The organism is Candidatus Rhodoblastus alkanivorans (assembly GCF_022760755.1).
GTDB lineage: Bacteria > Pseudomonadota > Alphaproteobacteria > Rhizobiales > Beijerinckiaceae > Rhodoblastus > Rhodoblastus alkanivorans.
On the sequence record NZ_JAIVFP010000001.1, the window covers coordinates 270838 to 285261 of the forward strand.

The 14424-nt window shown below is 63.1% G+C and carries 15 protein-coding genes; 9 read left to right on the plus strand and 6 right to left on the minus strand.

The genetic code is table 11. The features are described 5' to 3' along the window. The first annotated feature begins 6 nt into the window (after positions 1–6). Positions 7–1404: a dihydrolipoyl dehydrogenase gene (lpdA, locus tag K2U94_RS01230; protein WP_243065475.1), complete on the plus strand. Its 1398-nt coding sequence runs from the start codon at positions 7–9 to the stop codon at positions 1402–1404. Between the two features lie 143 nt (positions 1405–1547). Further along, on the plus strand, positions 1548–3326 hold the full coding sequence (locus K2U94_RS01235) for a chloride channel protein (protein ID WP_243065476.1): 1779 nt from the start codon (positions 1548–1550) through the stop codon (positions 3324–3326). Between the two features lie 7 nt (positions 3327–3333). Here the strand turns inward: K2U94_RS01235 and K2U94_RS01240 are convergent, their stop codons facing one another. Both K2U94_RS01240 and K2U94_RS01245 read right to left on the minus strand, forming a co-directional pair. Continuing rightward, positions 3334–4317, minus strand: a complete 984-nt coding sequence (locus tag K2U94_RS01240) for a tyrosine recombinase XerC (RefSeq protein ID WP_243065477.1) — start codon at positions 4315–4317, stop codon at positions 3334–3336. 52 nt (positions 4318–4369) lie between these two features. After that, positions 4370–4687, minus strand: a complete 318-nt coding sequence (locus K2U94_RS01245; protein WP_425332538.1) for a DUF1476 domain-containing protein — start codon at positions 4685–4687, stop codon at positions 4370–4372. Positions 4688–5019: 332 nt separating this feature from the next. Between K2U94_RS01245 and purC the strand changes: the two genes are divergently transcribed. The 3 genes from purC to purQ are packed head-to-tail and all read left to right on the plus strand — an operon-like array spanning position 5020 to position 6798. Beyond that, positions 5020–5784 carry a phosphoribosylaminoimidazolesuccinocarboxamide synthase gene (gene purC, locus K2U94_RS01250; protein ID WP_243065479.1) on the plus strand — a complete coding sequence of 255 codons (765 nt, stop codon included), beginning with the start codon at positions 5020–5022 and terminating at the stop codon, positions 5782–5784. 41 nt (positions 5785–5825) lie between these two features. Beyond that, positions 5826–6065, plus strand: a complete 240-nt coding sequence (gene purS, locus K2U94_RS01255; RefSeq protein WP_243065480.1) for a phosphoribosylformylglycinamidine synthase subunit PurS — start codon at positions 5826–5828, stop codon at positions 6063–6065. A 46-nt stretch (positions 6066–6111) separates the two neighbouring features. Beyond that, positions 6112–6798 carry a phosphoribosylformylglycinamidine synthase subunit PurQ gene (gene purQ / locus K2U94_RS01260; RefSeq protein ID WP_243065481.1) on the plus strand — a complete coding sequence of 229 codons (687 nt, stop codon included), beginning with the start codon at positions 6112–6114 and terminating at the stop codon, positions 6796–6798. 108 nt (positions 6799–6906) lie between these two features. Here the strand turns inward: purQ and K2U94_RS01265 are convergent, their stop codons facing one another. The 3 genes from K2U94_RS01265 to K2U94_RS01275 all read right to left on the minus strand — a co-directional run bounded on the left by K2U94_RS01265 (position 6907) and on the right by K2U94_RS01275 (position 8986). Continuing rightward, the gene (locus K2U94_RS01265) at positions 6907–7275 is read right to left on the minus strand and encodes an OmpW/AlkL family protein (RefSeq protein WP_243065482.1); all 369 of its coding nucleotides are present in this window, start codon (positions 7273–7275) and stop codon (positions 6907–6909) included. An 18-nt stretch (positions 7276–7293) separates the two neighbouring features. Further along, positions 7294–8552 (minus strand): IS3 family transposase gene (locus K2U94_RS01270; RefSeq protein ID WP_243065398.1). Its coding sequence is split into 2 segments (ribosomal slippage): positions 7294–8213 and positions 8213–8552, totalling 1260 coding nucleotides; the frame shifts between segments, so codons are not numbered across the junction. Positions 8553–8605: 53 nt separating this feature from the next. After that, positions 8606–8986 carry an OmpW family outer membrane protein gene (locus K2U94_RS01275; RefSeq protein ID WP_243065483.1) on the minus strand — a complete coding sequence of 127 codons (381 nt, stop codon included), beginning with the start codon at positions 8984–8986 and terminating at the stop codon, positions 8606–8608. A gap of 281 nt (positions 8987–9267) precedes the next feature. Here K2U94_RS01275 and purL point away from each other — a divergent pair, with 281 nt between their 5' ends. From purL to grxD, 3 genes are all read left to right on the plus strand, one after another. Next, positions 9268–11490, plus strand: coding sequence for a phosphoribosylformylglycinamidine synthase subunit PurL (purL, locus tag K2U94_RS01280; RefSeq protein WP_243065484.1), 2223 nt, complete (start codon positions 9268–9270; stop codon positions 11488–11490). Positions 11491–11508: 18 nt separating this feature from the next. Next, complete coding sequence (locus tag K2U94_RS01285; RefSeq protein ID WP_243065485.1) at positions 11509–11748, plus strand: BolA family protein; 240 nt, start codon at positions 11509–11511, stop codon at positions 11746–11748. A gap of 84 nt (positions 11749–11832) precedes the next feature. After that, positions 11833–12174, plus strand: a complete 342-nt coding sequence (gene grxD, locus K2U94_RS01290) for a Grx4 family monothiol glutaredoxin (RefSeq protein WP_425332539.1) — start codon at positions 11833–11835, stop codon at positions 12172–12174. A 104-nt stretch (positions 12175–12278) separates the two neighbouring features. Here the strand turns inward: grxD and tlpA are convergent, their stop codons facing one another. Next, the gene (gene tlpA, locus K2U94_RS01295) at positions 12279–12974 is read right to left on the minus strand and encodes a thiol:disulfide interchange protein TlpA (RefSeq protein ID WP_243065487.1); all 696 of its coding nucleotides are present in this window, start codon (positions 12972–12974) and stop codon (positions 12279–12281) included. A 25-nt stretch (positions 12975–12999) separates the two neighbouring features. On the opposite strand from tlpA, the gene argH reads away from it, so the two are divergent. Beyond that, on the plus strand, positions 13000–14394 hold the full coding sequence (gene argH / locus K2U94_RS01300) for an argininosuccinate lyase (RefSeq protein ID WP_243065488.1): 1395 nt from the start codon (positions 13000–13002) through the stop codon (positions 14392–14394). Positions 14395–14424 lie beyond the last annotated feature (30 nt).

Consider the following 14424-nt stretch of genomic DNA (forward strand, 5'->3'; position numbering starts at 1 on the left):
AAATTCATGTCCTACGATCTGATTGTCATCGGCACTGGCCCCGGGGGCTATGTCTGCGCCATTCGCGCCGCCCAGCTCGGTCTCAAGACCGCTGTGGTCGAAAAGCGCAAGACCCATGGCGGCACCTGCCTCAATATCGGCTGCATTCCTTCCAAGGCCCTGCTTCACGCCTCCGAAATGTTCGAAGAAGCCGCCCATGGCCTCGCGCATCTCGGCGTGAACGTCGGCAAGGCTAAGCTCGACCTTGCCGCCATGATGAAGCACAAGGACGAGACGGTCGGCGCCAATGTCAACGGCGTCGCCTTCCTGCTCAAGAAGAACAAGATCGACGCTTTTCATGGAGCCGGCTCGATCCCGGCCGCCGGCAAGGTCGAAGTGACCGCCGAGGACGGCTCCAAACAGGTTCTCGAAACCAAGAATATCGTCATCGCCACCGGCTCCGACGTCGCCGGCCTGCCGGGCGTGACGATCGACGAAAAGATCGTCGTTTCCTCCACGGGCGCACTGGAGCTCGGCAAGGTCCCGGCGAAAATGATCGTGGTCGGCGCGGGCGTGATTGGCCTGGAGCTCGGGTCGGTCTGGCGGCGCCTCGGCGCCGAGGTGACCGTGGTCGAATATCTCGACCGCATCCTGCCGGGCATGGATCTCGAAACCGTCAAGCAGTTCCAGCGCCTGCTCGAAAAGCAGGGCGTGAAATTCCTGCTCGGCTCGAAGGTCGCCAAGATCGAAACGACGAAGGCCGCCGCCAAAGTCACGGTCGAGGCCGCCGCCGGCGGCGACGCCCAGGTTCTCGACGCCGATGTCGTTCTGGTCGCGATCGGCCGTCGTCCCTACACCGAAGGCCTCGGCCTCGAAGCGCTCGGCGTCGCCATGGAGCGCGGCCAGGTCGTCATCGACAGCCATTTCGCCACCAATGTGCCGGGAATCTATGCTATCGGCGACGTGGTGCGCGGGCCGATGCTGGCGCACAAGGCAGAGGACGAAGGCATCGCTGTCGCAGAAATTCTCGCGGGCCAGCACGGCCATGTGAATTACGAGGTCATCCCCGGAGTCGTCTATACTTATCCGGAAATCGCCAGCGTCGGCGCGACCGAGGACGATCTGAAGGCGAAAGGGGTCGCCTATAAGAGCGGCAAGTTTCCCTTCATCGCCAACGGCCGCGCCCGCGCCATGCGCCATACCGACGGCTTTGTGAAGGTCCTGGCCGACGCGGCGACCGATCGCGTCCTTGGCGTGCACATTCTGGGCTTCGGCGCCGGCGAAATGATCCACGAGGCCGCCGTCCTCATGGAATTCGGCGGCTCGTCCGAAGACCTCGCCCGAACCTGCCACGCTCATCCGACCATGTCGGAGGCGGTCAAGGAAGCGGCGCTGGCCGTCGAGAAGCGCGCGATCCACACCTGATCCGCCCGCGCCGGATTCATCCTTTCGCTCAGGCCCGGTCTTCCGGGCCTTTGCTTTTGCCGACCCGTTTGGCGTCCCGACGCCGGCCCCGTAAGATCAGCGCGCGCGGCCGCGAATCACGATATCGAGCGCTGGAATTTCCCATGTCGTCGGATGCCGAAACCTTGGAGGGAAAGCGACCAGTCGCCGGCAAGTTCGTGCGCAGTCTTCGCGCGCTATTGCGTTCGAACGAGCCGGCCCTGGTCGCCGCATCCGCCCTCATCGGCGTCGTCGCCGCCGTCAGCGTCACCTTGATGACCAAGACGGCGATGTTCATGCATGTCCTGATCTTCGACCTGCCCTTCGACGAGCGGCTCAGCGCCGCCGACTACGTTCCGCCTTTGGCCGCATTCGCCTCGCTCATGCTGGGCGGCCTGAGCCTCGGCCTGATGGAGACCTATCGCCTCAGAAAAAAACTCCCCGGCCCGGTCGACCCCGTCGAGGCCAACGCCTTGCGCGGTGGGCAGATGTCCCTGCGCGACAGCCTTGTCGTCGGCCTGCAAACCTTGATTTCCAATTCCTGCGGAGCTTCGGTCGGGCTTGAAGCCGGCTACGCCCAGGTCGGATCGAGCCTCGGCTCGGCTTTGGGCCAGAAATTACGGCTGCGACGCGGCGATTTGCGCCTTCTTGTCGGGGCCGGAGCGGCCGCGGCGATCGGCAGCGCCTTCGGCGCGCCGCTCACCGGCGCCTTTTACGCCTTCGAAGTCGTCCTCGGCAGCTATTCGATCGCCGCCGCCGGCCCGGTCTTCGCCGGCTCGATCGTCGGCGTGCTCGTCACGCGTTTCATATCCGGCGCGCCCTATCAAATCGACACCCCGCCAGTGCAGCCGCTCACGCTCCTGGGCTACCCGGCGCTGTTCGGGGTCGCCGCCTGCGCCGTCGTCATCGGCGTGACCGCAATGCGGCTCGCCGGCGCGTCCGAACGGGCTTTGCAGGCAACCTCGGCGCCCGCATGGGCCAAGGCGGTGATTGGCGGCGCGGCGGTGGCGAGCCTCGCGACCATTACGCCACAGGTTCTGGGCGCCGGCCACGGCGCGCTCGGACTGAACATTTCGACCGATTTCCCGCTCACCGTGCTGGCGTCCTTTCTCGCCCTGAAAATGGTCGCGTCCTTGATCTCGCTCTCGACCGGATTCCGCGGCGGTCTCTTTTTCGCGTCTCTGTTCATGGGCGCGACCATGGGCAAGATTTACGGCCTCGCACTGGCCGCCTGGCTTCCCGCGATCGCGCCGGATCCAACGGTCTGCATTCTCGCCGGCATGGCGACCCTTGGCGTCGTCATCGTCGGCGGGCCTTTGACCATGTCCTTCCTGGTCCTGGAAAACACATCGGATTATTCGGTCACCGCCGGCGTGTTCGCCGCCTCCATTCTCGCAAGTCTGATGGTCCGCGCCACTTTCGGCTTCTCGTTCTCGACCTGGCGCCTGCACCTGCGGGGCGAAAATGTCCGCAGCGCGAGCGACATCGGCTGGATGAACGAACTCAAGATCGGCAAACTGATGCGCTACAATCCGCCGACCGCGCCCGCCGGGCTTGATATCGCCGAATTCTGCGCCCGCCATCCGCTTGGATCAGCCCAGTTCGTCGTTCTTCTCGACGAGGCCGGCCGTTACGCCGGGATGGTCAATGTGGCGGAAGCTCATGTCCATGCTCACCGGTCGGAAGGCGGGATCACAAGTCTCGCGCGACAAAAGGAGGTCTGGCTTGTGCCGCAAATGAACGCCAAGACCGCCATGACCTTGTTCGATCAGACCGAAGCGGACCAGCTCACAGTGCTTGACCCGGAAACCAAGGCCCCCCTGGGCGTGCTGAACGAGGCCTATCTCGCCCGGCGCTACGCCGAACAGGCCGACGCCGCTTTCCGCAGCGCCTTCGGGATGTGATGTCCGGCTATCCTGCCCGCGGGTGGGCGGAGCGATAGGCATCGAAAAGACGCGCTTTATCCACTGCGGTGTAAATCTGGGTCGTCGAAAGACTGGCGTGGCCGAGCAATTCCTGGATGGAGCGCAAATCGCCGCCCCGGCTCAGGAGATGGGTGGCGAAGGAATGCCGCAGCGCGTGTGGGGTCGCGGAATCGGGCAGGCCAAGGGCGCCGCGCAGGCGTTCGACCGTAAGCTGGACGATGCGCGGCGAGAGCGGCCCGCCGCGCGCGCCGACGAATAAGGGACCGTCCTTAGCGAGGCGATGCGGGCAGAGTTCCAGATAGGTCTCGATCGCTTGCCGCGCCGGCGGAATGACGGGCGCCGCGCGCGTCTTGCCGCCCTTGCCGATAATTGTCACGCTGTCGGTTGCGCCAACCGGAGCGTCGCCGCGCCTGATCGACAGCGCCTCGGAAATCCGCAGGCCCGCGCCATAGAGCAATGCAAGAACAGCGGCGTCGCGCGCCAGAATCCAAGGCGCGCGGTTCTCGTCGCCCCCGTCCTCGCCCCTCGCGATCTGGCGGGCCTTCTCGGGAGACAAGGCTCGCGGCAGAACGCGGGCGATTTTCGGCGATCGAACCTTATCGACGGCGTCGACGCGAACCAAGCCTTCGCGCTCCAAATAGTGGGCGAAAGACCGCAGCGCCGCCAATTGGCGCAGGAGAGAACGCGATGCGACGCCATCCGCGCGACGCGCCGCCATGAAAGCCCGCACATCCGCAGCCTTCAGCGCGCCGAGCAGATCGAGATCAGGCGGCGTTTCGAAGCGTTCGCGGAGGAAATGGAAAAACTGCCGCAGATCACGGCCATAGGCCTCAATCGTCAGCGGCGACGCACGCCTTTCCCCGGCAAGGCGGCGCAGCCAAAGCGCAGCCGGCACAGCGAGCCGCGCTTTTACCCCCGGAAAGACCCCGGATTCGGGCCCGGGCGCATATTGGCCTCGTCGTTCTCCCATCCCGGCAATCTAGCCGGAAATCGTCAAAAAACTCTTTTCCGGCGGTTGCCGCTCAGCGTTTGAGCTCCTTTTCCGCCAGCGCGCGGAATTCCTCGAAGTGGCGCGCGATCTGATGCTCGGACTGCGCGACCCTGGCTGCGGAAAAGTCTTTATGAATCTGGCTTAGAACGCCCGCCTGCGCATGCGACGCCACATCCTGCTCGACAAGCGCCTTGGCGTATTCTTCCGCTGCAGCTCCCGTCTTGCCGAGTTGCTCGGCAGCCCAAAGCCCCAGCATCCGGTTGGCCTGGGCGAGGACTTTGAACAGAACTTCCTCGTCGTGCGCGAATTTCCTTTCAAAGGACTCTTCGCGCTTATTGAACTCGGACATGCGAATCCCCTTCCCGTTTCGGAGCTTGCTTCGGCGCATATATATAGAGTTGGAAAGTTCCTGCCTAGCTGGGCGCTGAACAAGGAGGTGTTTCCGAAGCCGGTCTGCTCGAAAATTCCTTCTCGCCCGGGGCCAATCAACGGAAACAGGTTGTATAACGGCTCGGAACGGGCTAGGAACCTGAACAAATATGGCCCGAGGCGTCCATGCCGCGCGATGCGCGCTCCAAAAGAGCGCATGACGCCCACGGCAATGCCGCGGGCATTCGAATCGCTGGAGGCCCGGAGGGAGCTCAGGCATCCGTGGATCATCGCAAAGATCGGTTAATTCCCATGAATCGCCGCCGTCGCATATACGAAGGCAAGGCCAAGGTGCTCTATGAGGGCCCGGAGCCTGGCACTCTGATCCAGCATTTCAAAGACGACGCCACCGCTTTCAACGCCAAGAAGCACGAGGTGATCGACGGCAAAGGCGTGCTGAACAACCGGATTTCGGAATATATTTTCCAGAATCTGAACGACATCGGCGTTCCGACCCATTTCATCCGCCGGCTCAACATGCGCGAGCAGCTGATCCGCGAGGTCGAGATCATTCCGCTGGAAGTCGTCGTGCGCAATGTCGCCGCAGGCTCGCTTTCAACCCGTCTCGGCGTCGAGGAGGGGTCCCAGCTTCCGCGCTCGATCATCGAGTTCTATTACAAGAACGACGCCTTGAACGATCCGATGGTCTCGGAAGAGCACATTACCGCCTTCGGCTGGGCGACGCCCCAGGAAATCGACGACATCATGGCCCTCGCCATAAGGGTGAACGATTTCCTCACCGGACTTTTCCTGGGCGTCGGCATCCGCCTGGTCGATTTCAAGATGGAGTGCGGCCGGCTGTGGGAAGGCGACATGATGCGTATCGTGGTCGCCGACGAAATCTCACCGGACTCCTGCCGTCTGTGGGACATCAAGTCCAACGACAAGCTCGACAAGGACCGCTTCCGCCGCGATCTCGGCGGACTGGTCGAGGCCTATGCGGAAGTCGCGCGACGGCTCGGCATCATGCAGGAAGGCGAAAAGCCGCATTCCGGCGGCCCGAAACTCGTCCAGTAATCAATCCGCCCGAGGCGATTGCGGAAAAGGAAAGTGCAGCCATGAAGGCGCGCGTTACCGTGACTTTGAAAAACGGCGTGCTGGACCCGCAAGGCAAGGCCATTGAAGGCGCCCTTCATTCCTTGGGAATCGAAGGGATCGCCTCGGTTCGCCAAGGCAAGGTTTTCGAGATCGAAGTCGAAGGATCGGACGCGGAAGCGGCCAAAGCGGCGCTGGCCTCGGCCAGCGAGAAACTGCTGGCCAATACCGTCGTCGAAAATTATCGCGTCGAACTGCTCTGACGCACGGCCCAAATTCCTTCGAATAGAAACACCTCGGGAGAACGCCATGAAAGCGGCGATCGTGCTGTTCCCTGGATCGAATCGCGAGGGCGACGCGGCGCGCGCCTTGCGGCAGGCGGGCGCAGACACGACGATCGTCTGGCACGCGGATCACGACCTTCCTGCGCGAACCGATCTCGTCGTCCTGCCGGGCGGCTTCAGCTATGGCGACTATTTGCGCTGCGGCGCCATCGCGGGCCGCGCGCATATCATGGACGCGGTGCGCCGCCATGCAGACCGAGGCGGGATGGTTCTGGGCATTTGTAACGGATTTCAAATCCTGTGCGAAAGCGGGATTCTTCCGGGCGTCCTGATGCGTAATCGCGATCTGCGCTTCGTCTGCAAACGCCAGCATTTGCGTGTTGAACGCAATGACACGGCGTTCACCCGCGCCTATGCGTTGCATCAGGCGATCGACGTCGCTATCGCCCATGGCGAGGGCAATTACGAGGCGCTTGAGGAAACGATCGAACGTCTGGAAGGCGAGGGCCGCGTGGCCTTCCGCTATTGCGACGCCGAGGGCGATATCGGCGGCGCGGCCAACCCCAATGGCTCGACCCATGACATCGCCGGAATTTATTCCGAGAAATTCAACGTTCTCGGGATGATGCCGCACCCCGAAAATCTGATCGACCCGCTGGTCGGGGGCATTGATGGGCGGGGCTTGTTCGAAAGCCTCTTGCGGGTGGCGTAAAGGCGCCGGTCTGGCGCGTCCCCGCTGATATTTGTGAGCTTTTCACTCCCAGAATGAAAGAGCCCGGCCTGGCGGCCGGGCTCTTTCGTCATGTGATGACGCAGACGATCAATATTTGGCGACGACCGGCGCGCTCATCATGGGCAGGCCGAAGCGATAGCCGATGCCGAGGCCGACCAGCCAGGTGTTGGCGTTGATGTGCACCGTGTTCTGACCGAACGGGGTATTGGCGTCGGTGTTTAGGACCAGATATTTGGCGTCGGCGTTGAGCACCCAGTGCTTGGTCAGGTAATAATCGACGCCCGCCTGGAACGCGAGACCGGGGGCCGATTTGATGTTGACGGCGTCGCCATAGCCAAGGGCTCGGGTGAGCGGCGAATTGGTCCAAAGGAACCACGTATAATTGGCGCCAACGCCGACATAGGGGTCAAGCTGGCCGAGCGCGAAGTGGTATTGCAGCGTAAGGGTCGGCGGCATCAACGTTGTTGTAGCCCCTTAAGTTTCGGACAGACACTCTCCGGCTTCGGCGGCCAAGCGATCCGCGATGAACTCGCGGGGTGAACGATAGCCAAGCGCGCGATGCGGATGGCGTGTGTTGTAATGCTCGAACCACGACGGCAGCAAGCGGATCACGGTTTCGGCGTCCGGCAGTGGCGACACGCGCGCGTAATCGCGTTTGATCGTGCGGACGAAGGCTTCGGCCATTCCATTCGATTGGGGGCTTTCGACCGGCGTGGTCAGCGGCTCAAGGCCGATTTCGCGGGCAAAATGTTTCGTGTCGCCAGCGATGTAGCAAGACCCGTTGTCGGTCAGCCATTCGATCGGGCTGGGCAGGCGATTGACCGGGCCAAAGCGATATTCGACGGCGCTGACCATCAGGTCGCGGATGTCCTCGCCCTTGACGCCCGCCGTCGTGGCGACATGGCCGAGGGCTTCCCGGTCGCAGCAATCAAGCGCGAAGGCGACGCGGACTTTTTCGGCATTGTCGCAAGCGATCTCGAAGCCGTCGGAACACCAACGCAGGTTGGAGCGCAGAACGGCGATCTTGCCGTCATGCCGGCGGTTTTCGCCGCCGCCGGCATGACGTTGAAGCAACAGGCCGTGCGCCCTCATCACCCGATAAACCCGCTTGCGGTTGACCGGCGCCGCGCCCTCGGCGCGTCTTTTGCGGCGCAGGTCGGCCCACACGCGGGCGTAGCCCCAGGACGGCTGTTCGGCGATGATCCCCTTGATCTCGCAGAGCAGATCGTCTTCCGGCAGGGGCGGTCGGCCCATGCGTTTGGCCGCGCCGCCGGCAATGCGCGCGGCGACATTCGAGCGGGCGACGCCGAGGGTTTCGCAGACGGCCTTCATCGCGAACCGTCCCGTGGATTGAGCGTCGGCAGCGACAACGACCGCAACATCCGTTTTTTTGAGCCTACGGCGACTTCAAGCGCCTCTTTGAGGATTTCGGCCTCCATCGACTTCTTGCCGAGCAGGCGCTGCAGTTCGCGCACCTGGTCGACCAAAGCCCTGTAGGCGGACGCCGGAACGACGTCCTCCTCGGCCTGCGTCGCGGTCAGGGCGCCTTGGTTCGCCAGCCGCCGCCAGGTGAACAGCTGATTGGGGGCGATGCCGTGACGGCGCGCGACAAGGCTAACCGTCATGCCCGGCTCCATCGTCTCGGCAATGATCGCCAATTTCTCCGCCGACGTGCGCCGACGCCGTCGTTCTCGGCCCGGCAGGACCTCACTCTTCGGATTGTCACCAGTCATAAACACCACATTACTCCTACCTCTTAGCGAAGTGGGAGTGCCTGTCCGGCGACTTACGGGGCTATTTCAAACGTGGTGTTGGCGAAATTGTATTTCGCGCCGCCCGGGGTCAACGATCCAGTCAGGCTCGTATGAGCGAAGCAGCAGATCAGCTCCGCCGCCCAGTGCTTGGTGAAGAAATAGGTGAAGTCGACTTCCGGAACCACATTTTGCAGGAGCGACGCGCCATAGATCGGCGAACCGTTGATGGTCGAGCCGGAGCCATTCGGCAGAACGCCGAGCGCGCGCACGCGGATCAGGAAGGGGTCGAAGGAATCATCGATCTGCGTATAGGCCGGCGCGGCCTTGGTCGAGGGGAGATCGGCGGCGAAAGCCGGCACGACGACGGTGCTCAGGAGGGCGGCCGCGAAGGCGATGCGAAATTTATTTTTCATGGGAGGCATTCCAATTCCAAAAAGCGATGACCTCAGGACAGCCTTCGGGGCGTTCTGGGTGCGGCGTGACATTCGCCGCATTGCGATAACGCGAGGATGATCTGGATCAAAAGATTAGGAAGCCATGATTTGTCGATCACCACCTGTTGTAAAAATGGCACGGTTTTGCAGAGCCGTGGGCCATCCTTGCCAAGTCCGACGCGAAGATTTATCGAACGCAGCGCGCCTGTTCCCGGCTCCGCCGCGAGTTCTCGGCGCCATTCCTTGAGGGGCCGGATTCCTTGACCGTTGACACCCAATCCCACGAACCGGCGATCACGCCGGGGCTCGTCGCCCAGCACGGCCTCAAGCCGGACGAATATCAGCGCATTCTGGACCTGATCGGGCGCGAACCGACCCTGACCGAGCTCGGCATTTTCTCGGCGATGTGGAACGAACATTGTTCCTATAAATCATCGCGGCTTCACTTGAGGAAATTGCCGACCAAGGCGCCCTGGGTCATCCAGGGGCCGGGCGAAAACGCCGGGGTAATCGACATTGGCGACGGAGAGGCCTGCGTCTTCAAGATGGAGAGCCACAACCACCCGTCCTATATCGAGCCCTATCAGGGGGCGACCACGGGCGTCGGCGGCATCCTGCGGGACGTCTTCACCATGGGCGCGCGGCCGATCGCCTGCCTGAACCTGTTGCGCTTCGGCTCGATCGACCATCCCAAGACCCGCCATCTTGTTTCAGGCGTCGTGGCCGGAATCGGCGGCTATGGCAACAGTTTCGGCGTGCCGACGGTTGGCGGCTCCACCGCTTTCCATTCGAGCTACGACGGCAATATTCTGGTCAACGCCATGGCCGTCGGCCTGGCGCGGACGAACGAGATTTTCTACGCCGCCGCGACCGGCGTCGGTCGCCCCATCGTCTATCTCGGCTCCAAGACCGGACGCGACGGCATCCATGGCGCAACCATGGCCTCTGCGGAATTCGATGAAAATTCCGACGAGAAACGCCCGACGGTTCAGGTCGGCGACCCGTTCTCCGAGAAGCTTCTGCTCGAAGCCTGCCTTGAAATCATGGCTAGCGGCTGCGTCGTCGCCATTCAGGACATGGGCGCGGCGGGCCTGACCAGCTCGGCGGTCGAAATGGGCGCCAAGGGAAATCTCGGCATCGAACTCGATCTCGACCTCGTGCCCTGCCGCGAGCCCGGCATGACGGCTTACGAAATGATGCTCTCGGAAAGCCAGGAGCGCATGCTCATGGTCCTCCATCCCGAGACGGAAGAGGAGGCCGAGGCGATTTTTCGTAAATGGGGCCTCGACTTCGCCGTTATTGGCCGGACGACCGACACTCTGCGCTTCGTCGTCAAGCACCGTGGCGAGATCAAGGCCGACCTGCCGATCAAGCAGCTCGGCGACGAAGCGCCGCTTTATGATCGGCCCCATATTGCGACGCCCAAACCCGCCAAACTCGACGCCGCGAAGCTGCCAAGTCCGCTGTCAATCGACGCGGCGCTGAAAAAACTCGTCGCCTGTCCCGATCTGGCCTCCAAGCGCTGGATCTGGGAGCAATATGACCATTTGATCCTGGGCAATACGGTCCAGGCGCCCGGCGGCGACGCCGCCGTCGTGCGCATCGAGGACGGACCGAAGGGATTGGCGCTGACGGCCGACGTCACCCCGCGCTATTGTTTGGCCGATCCGGTCGAAGGGGGAAAGCAGGCGGTCGCGGAAGCGTGGCGCAACATTACCGCCGTGGGCGGCAAGCCGCTCGCGCTCACCGACAACCTCAATTTCGGCAATCCGGAAAAACCGGAGATCATGGGCCAGTTCGTCTCCTGCCTCGAAGGCATTGGCGAAGCCTGCCGCGCGCTCGATTTTCCGATCGTTTCGGGGAATGTCTCGCTTTATAATGAGACCCAGGGCAAGGCCATTCTGCCGACGCCGGCGATCGGCGGCGTCGGTCTCGTCCCGGACGTGGAGAAAAGCGTCGGCCTCGCCTTCCGATCGGCGGGCGAGATGATCCTGCTCGTTGGCGACGCCGAAGGTTGGCTTGGTCAGTCGATCTACCTCCGGGAAATTCTGGGCCGGGAGGAAGGCGCGCCGCCGCCCGTCGATCTCACCAAGGAAAAAGCCCATGGCGATTTCGTCCGCGCCCTGATCGAGGACGGTCTCGTCAGCGCGGCCCATGACCTTTCCGACGGCGGCTTGGCCGTCGCCCTGGCCGAAATGGCGATGGCCGGCGGCATCGGCGCCAAAGCCTCGGCGCCGGGCGGCGATTCAGCCGCGGCCTGGTTCGGCGAGGACCAGGGACGCTACCTGCTGACGGCGTCCAGGGACAAGGCCGAGCAGATTCTGCTGAGAGCCCAGACGGCAGGCGTGACGGTGGCGGCGATCGGCGAGACCGGAGGCGACGCCCTGTCGCTCGGCGCGGCGTCGCAGGCTCTGGTGCGGGAATTGCTTGACGCGCACGAAAACTGGATGCCGGCCTACATGGCTGGCGGGAAAGCCGACTGAACAATCGAGGATGTCACAATGCCAATGGAAGCGAGCGAAATCGAGCGCCTGATCAAAAAGGCCCTGCCGGACGCCGAGGTCTATATCACCGATCTCGCCGGCGACGGCGATCATTACCGCGCTCAAGTGATTTCCGAGGCCTTTCGCGGCTTGAGCCGCGTGCGCCAGCATCAGCTGGTCTATGCGGCGCTCGGCGGGCAGGTCGGCGGCGTGCTTCACGCCCTGGCGCTTGAGACCGCGCCGCCCGAAACGGCTTGAACGGCGGACCGACGCGGCTTAATTATTCCCTATCGCGGAGCCTTGACCTCCGTGTGAAAGGAACAAGCTATGTCAGACGCCATGATTTCCAACGCCATTGACCGTATCAAGCGGGACGTGGGCGAGAACGACGTCGTACTCTTCATGAAGGGCACGCCGAACTTCCCGCAATGCGGCTTTTCCGGCCAGGTGGCGAAGATTCTGAGCTTTCTGGAAGTGCCCTACAAGGGCGTGAATGTCCTCGAAGATCCGGAAATTCGCGAAGGCGTTAAACAATACGCCAATTGGCCGACCATTCCCCAGCTCTATATCAAGGGCGAATTCGTCGGCGGCTGCGACATCATTCGTGAAATGTTCCAGTCCGGCGAGCTGATCGATCAGTTCAAGACGAAAGGCGTTTCGGTCAAAGACCCGCGCCAGGCTTGACGCCGGTTCCCGTCCGCGAGAATCGGTTGGGGACGATTTTGCCACCGAGGCAATGGAAAGAAGCTTAGATCGCGACAAGTCGCGATCTAAGCGAAAGGCCCAGGTTATTTTTGCGTGGTCGCGCGGATCAAAGCCGCGGCGTCGGCGCTATCCCATTCCGCGGGACCGGCCATAGCGCCAATCTCGCATCCGTCCGGCCCGACCAAAAAGGTGGTGGGCAGACCGACAAGTTTGCCGGTCTGCTGCAGGACCTGAATGACTTTCCCTTTCGGATCTGCATAGAAGCCGAGATTTTTTACGCCGATTTCCTTCAGGAAGGCCTTGGGGCGATCAAGACGCGCCGTGTCGACATTGACCGCGACCACGCTGAAGGATTTGTCGCCCTCGGCGCCCTCGAGACGGTCCAGACTCGGCATTTCCTGACGGCAAGGCACGCACCAGGTCGCCCAGAAATTGAGCAGGATCGTTCGACCTTTGAAAGCGGCGACGTCGGTCGCCGCGCCGTCAAGCAGGAAGCTGAGAGCCGGCATGGGACGAGGATGGGCGTGAATGGCGAGGGCCGCCATTTCGCCTTTGGCGAGCGGCGCGAGCTTGGCGGCCAAAGGCGTCGAGACCGGGCACTGGGCGGCAAAGGTCGCGGCTTCCTTGCTCCCGCCCCCTTTCATCTCGTATAGGACGAACCACAGCGCCGCGGCGATCAGCGCCGCGACGAGAAAAACATGCGGCAGGACGAGCCGCCGCGCAAGTGCGCGCATTTTCGCGGGATCGGCCTGCGGCTGCGGTTCTTGCTCGTCATTCATTTAGGGTCCTCGCTGCGGAGCGGTCATGAGCAATCAGATGTGGGGCGGTCGTTTCACCACCGGCCCCGACGCGATCATGGAGGAGATCAACGCCTCCATCGGTTTCGACTATCGCCTTGCCCGGCAGGACATCGCCGGGTCTAAGGCGCATGTGGCCATGCTGGCGGCGACAGGGATTGTGTCCCAGGCGGACGCCGACGCCATCGCCAAGGGTTTAGACGAGGTCGGCGCTGAAATCGAGAGCGGCAAGCTCACCTTCTCGCGGGCGCTGGAAGACATTCACATGAATGTCGAATCGCGGCTTGCCGAAAAGATTGGCCCGGCGGCGGGCCGTCTGCATACCGCGCGCTCGCGCAACGACCAGGTCGCTGTCGACTTCAAGCTCTGGGTCCGCGACACGATCGACGAGCTCGACGGCCAGTTGCGCGACCTCCAGCTGGCGCTTGTCGAGCAGGCCCAAGCTCACGCCGACGCCGTCATGCCGGGCTTCACCCATCTCCAGTCCGCCCAGCCGGTGACCTTCGGCCATCATCTGCTCGCCTATGTCGAGATGATCGCCCGCGACCGCGGCCGGTTCCGCGACGCCCGCACCCGGCTCAACGAATGTCCGCTCGGCGCCGCGGCGCTCGCCGGAACCTCCTTCCCCATCGACCGCGCGGCGACGGCCCGCGCCCTTGGCTTCGACCGCCCGACCGCCAATTCGCTCGACAGCGTCTCGGATCGCGATTTCGTGCTCGAAACCCTGGCCGCCGCCGCGATCGCGGCGACCCATCTTTCGCGCTTCGCCGAAGAAATCGTGCTGTGGACGACGCCGCAATTCGGGTTCATCAGCCTGTCGGACAAATTCACCACCGGCTCCTCGATCATGCCGCAGAAGCGCAATCCCGACTCGGCGGAGCTGGTGCGCGGCAAGTCCGGCCGAATCATCGGGGACCTCGCCGGGCTGCTGATCGTAATGAAAGGACTTCCGCTCGCTTATTCGAAGGACATGCAGGAAGACAAGGAAGGCTGTTTCGATTCCCTGCAATCGCTGTCGCTGTGCATTGCGGCCATGGCCGGCATGGTCCGCGACATGACGCCGCGCCTCGACCGGATGAAGGCGGCGGCGGGGTCGGGATATTCCACCGCCACCGACCTGGCCGACTGGCTGGTGCGCACACTGGGCATGCCCTTTCGTCAGGCGCATCATGTCACCGGACGGATCGTCGCGCTCGCCGCCGAAAAAGGACTCGAGCTGGAGCAGCTTTCGCTCGAAAAGATGCAGGCGGTCGAGCCGGCGATCACCGCGGCCGTCTTCGAGGTTCTGGGGGTGGAGAATTCGGTTCGCAGCCGCCTGAGCTATGGGGGGACGACCCCGGACAATGTCCGCAAACAGGCGCAAGCGTGGCGCGACCGTCTCGATGGCGAGAAATCCGCTTGACGAAAATGGAAAATCGGCCAAACCGTCGGC

Bases quoted from the DNA above. Each gene is read 5' to 3' on its own strand.
- lpdA (WP_243065475.1), top strand. From the start codon at position 7: ATGTCCTACGATCTGATTGTCATCGGCACTGGCCCCGGGGGCTATGTC.
- K2U94_RS01235 (WP_243065476.1), top strand. From the start codon at position 1,548: ATGTCGTCGGATGCCGAAACCTTGGAGGGAAAGCGACCAGTCGCCGGC.
- K2U94_RS01240 (WP_243065477.1), bottom strand. From the start codon at position 4,317: ATGGGAGAACGACGAGGCCAATATGCGCCCGGGCCCGAATCCGGGGTC.
- K2U94_RS01245 (WP_425332538.1), bottom strand. From the start codon at position 4,687: ATGTCCGAGTTCAATAAGCGCGAAGAGTCCTTTGAAAGGAAATTCGCG.
- purC (WP_243065479.1), top strand. From the start codon at position 5,020: ATGAATCGCCGCCGTCGCATATACGAAGGCAAGGCCAAGGTGCTCTAT.
- purS (WP_243065480.1), top strand. From the start codon at position 5,826: ATGAAGGCGCGCGTTACCGTGACTTTGAAAAACGGCGTGCTGGACCCG.
- purQ (WP_243065481.1), top strand. From the start codon at position 6,112: ATGAAAGCGGCGATCGTGCTGTTCCCTGGATCGAATCGCGAGGGCGAC.
- K2U94_RS01265 (WP_243065482.1), bottom strand. From the start codon at position 7,275: ATGCCGCCGACCCTTACGCTGCAATACCACTTCGCGCTCGGCCAGCTT.
- K2U94_RS01275 (WP_243065483.1), bottom strand. From the start codon at position 8,986: ATGAAAAATAAATTTCGCATCGCCTTCGCGGCCGCCCTCCTGAGCACC.
- K2U94_RS01285 (WP_243065485.1), top strand. From the start codon at position 11,509: ATGCCAATGGAAGCGAGCGAAATCGAGCGCCTGATCAAAAAGGCCCTG.
- tlpA (WP_243065487.1), bottom strand. From the start codon at position 12,974: ATGAATGACGAGCAAGAACCGCAGCCGCAGGCCGATCCCGCGAAAATG.
- argH (WP_243065488.1), top strand. From the start codon at position 13,000: ATGAGCAATCAGATGTGGGGCGGTCGTTTCACCACCGGCCCCGACGCG.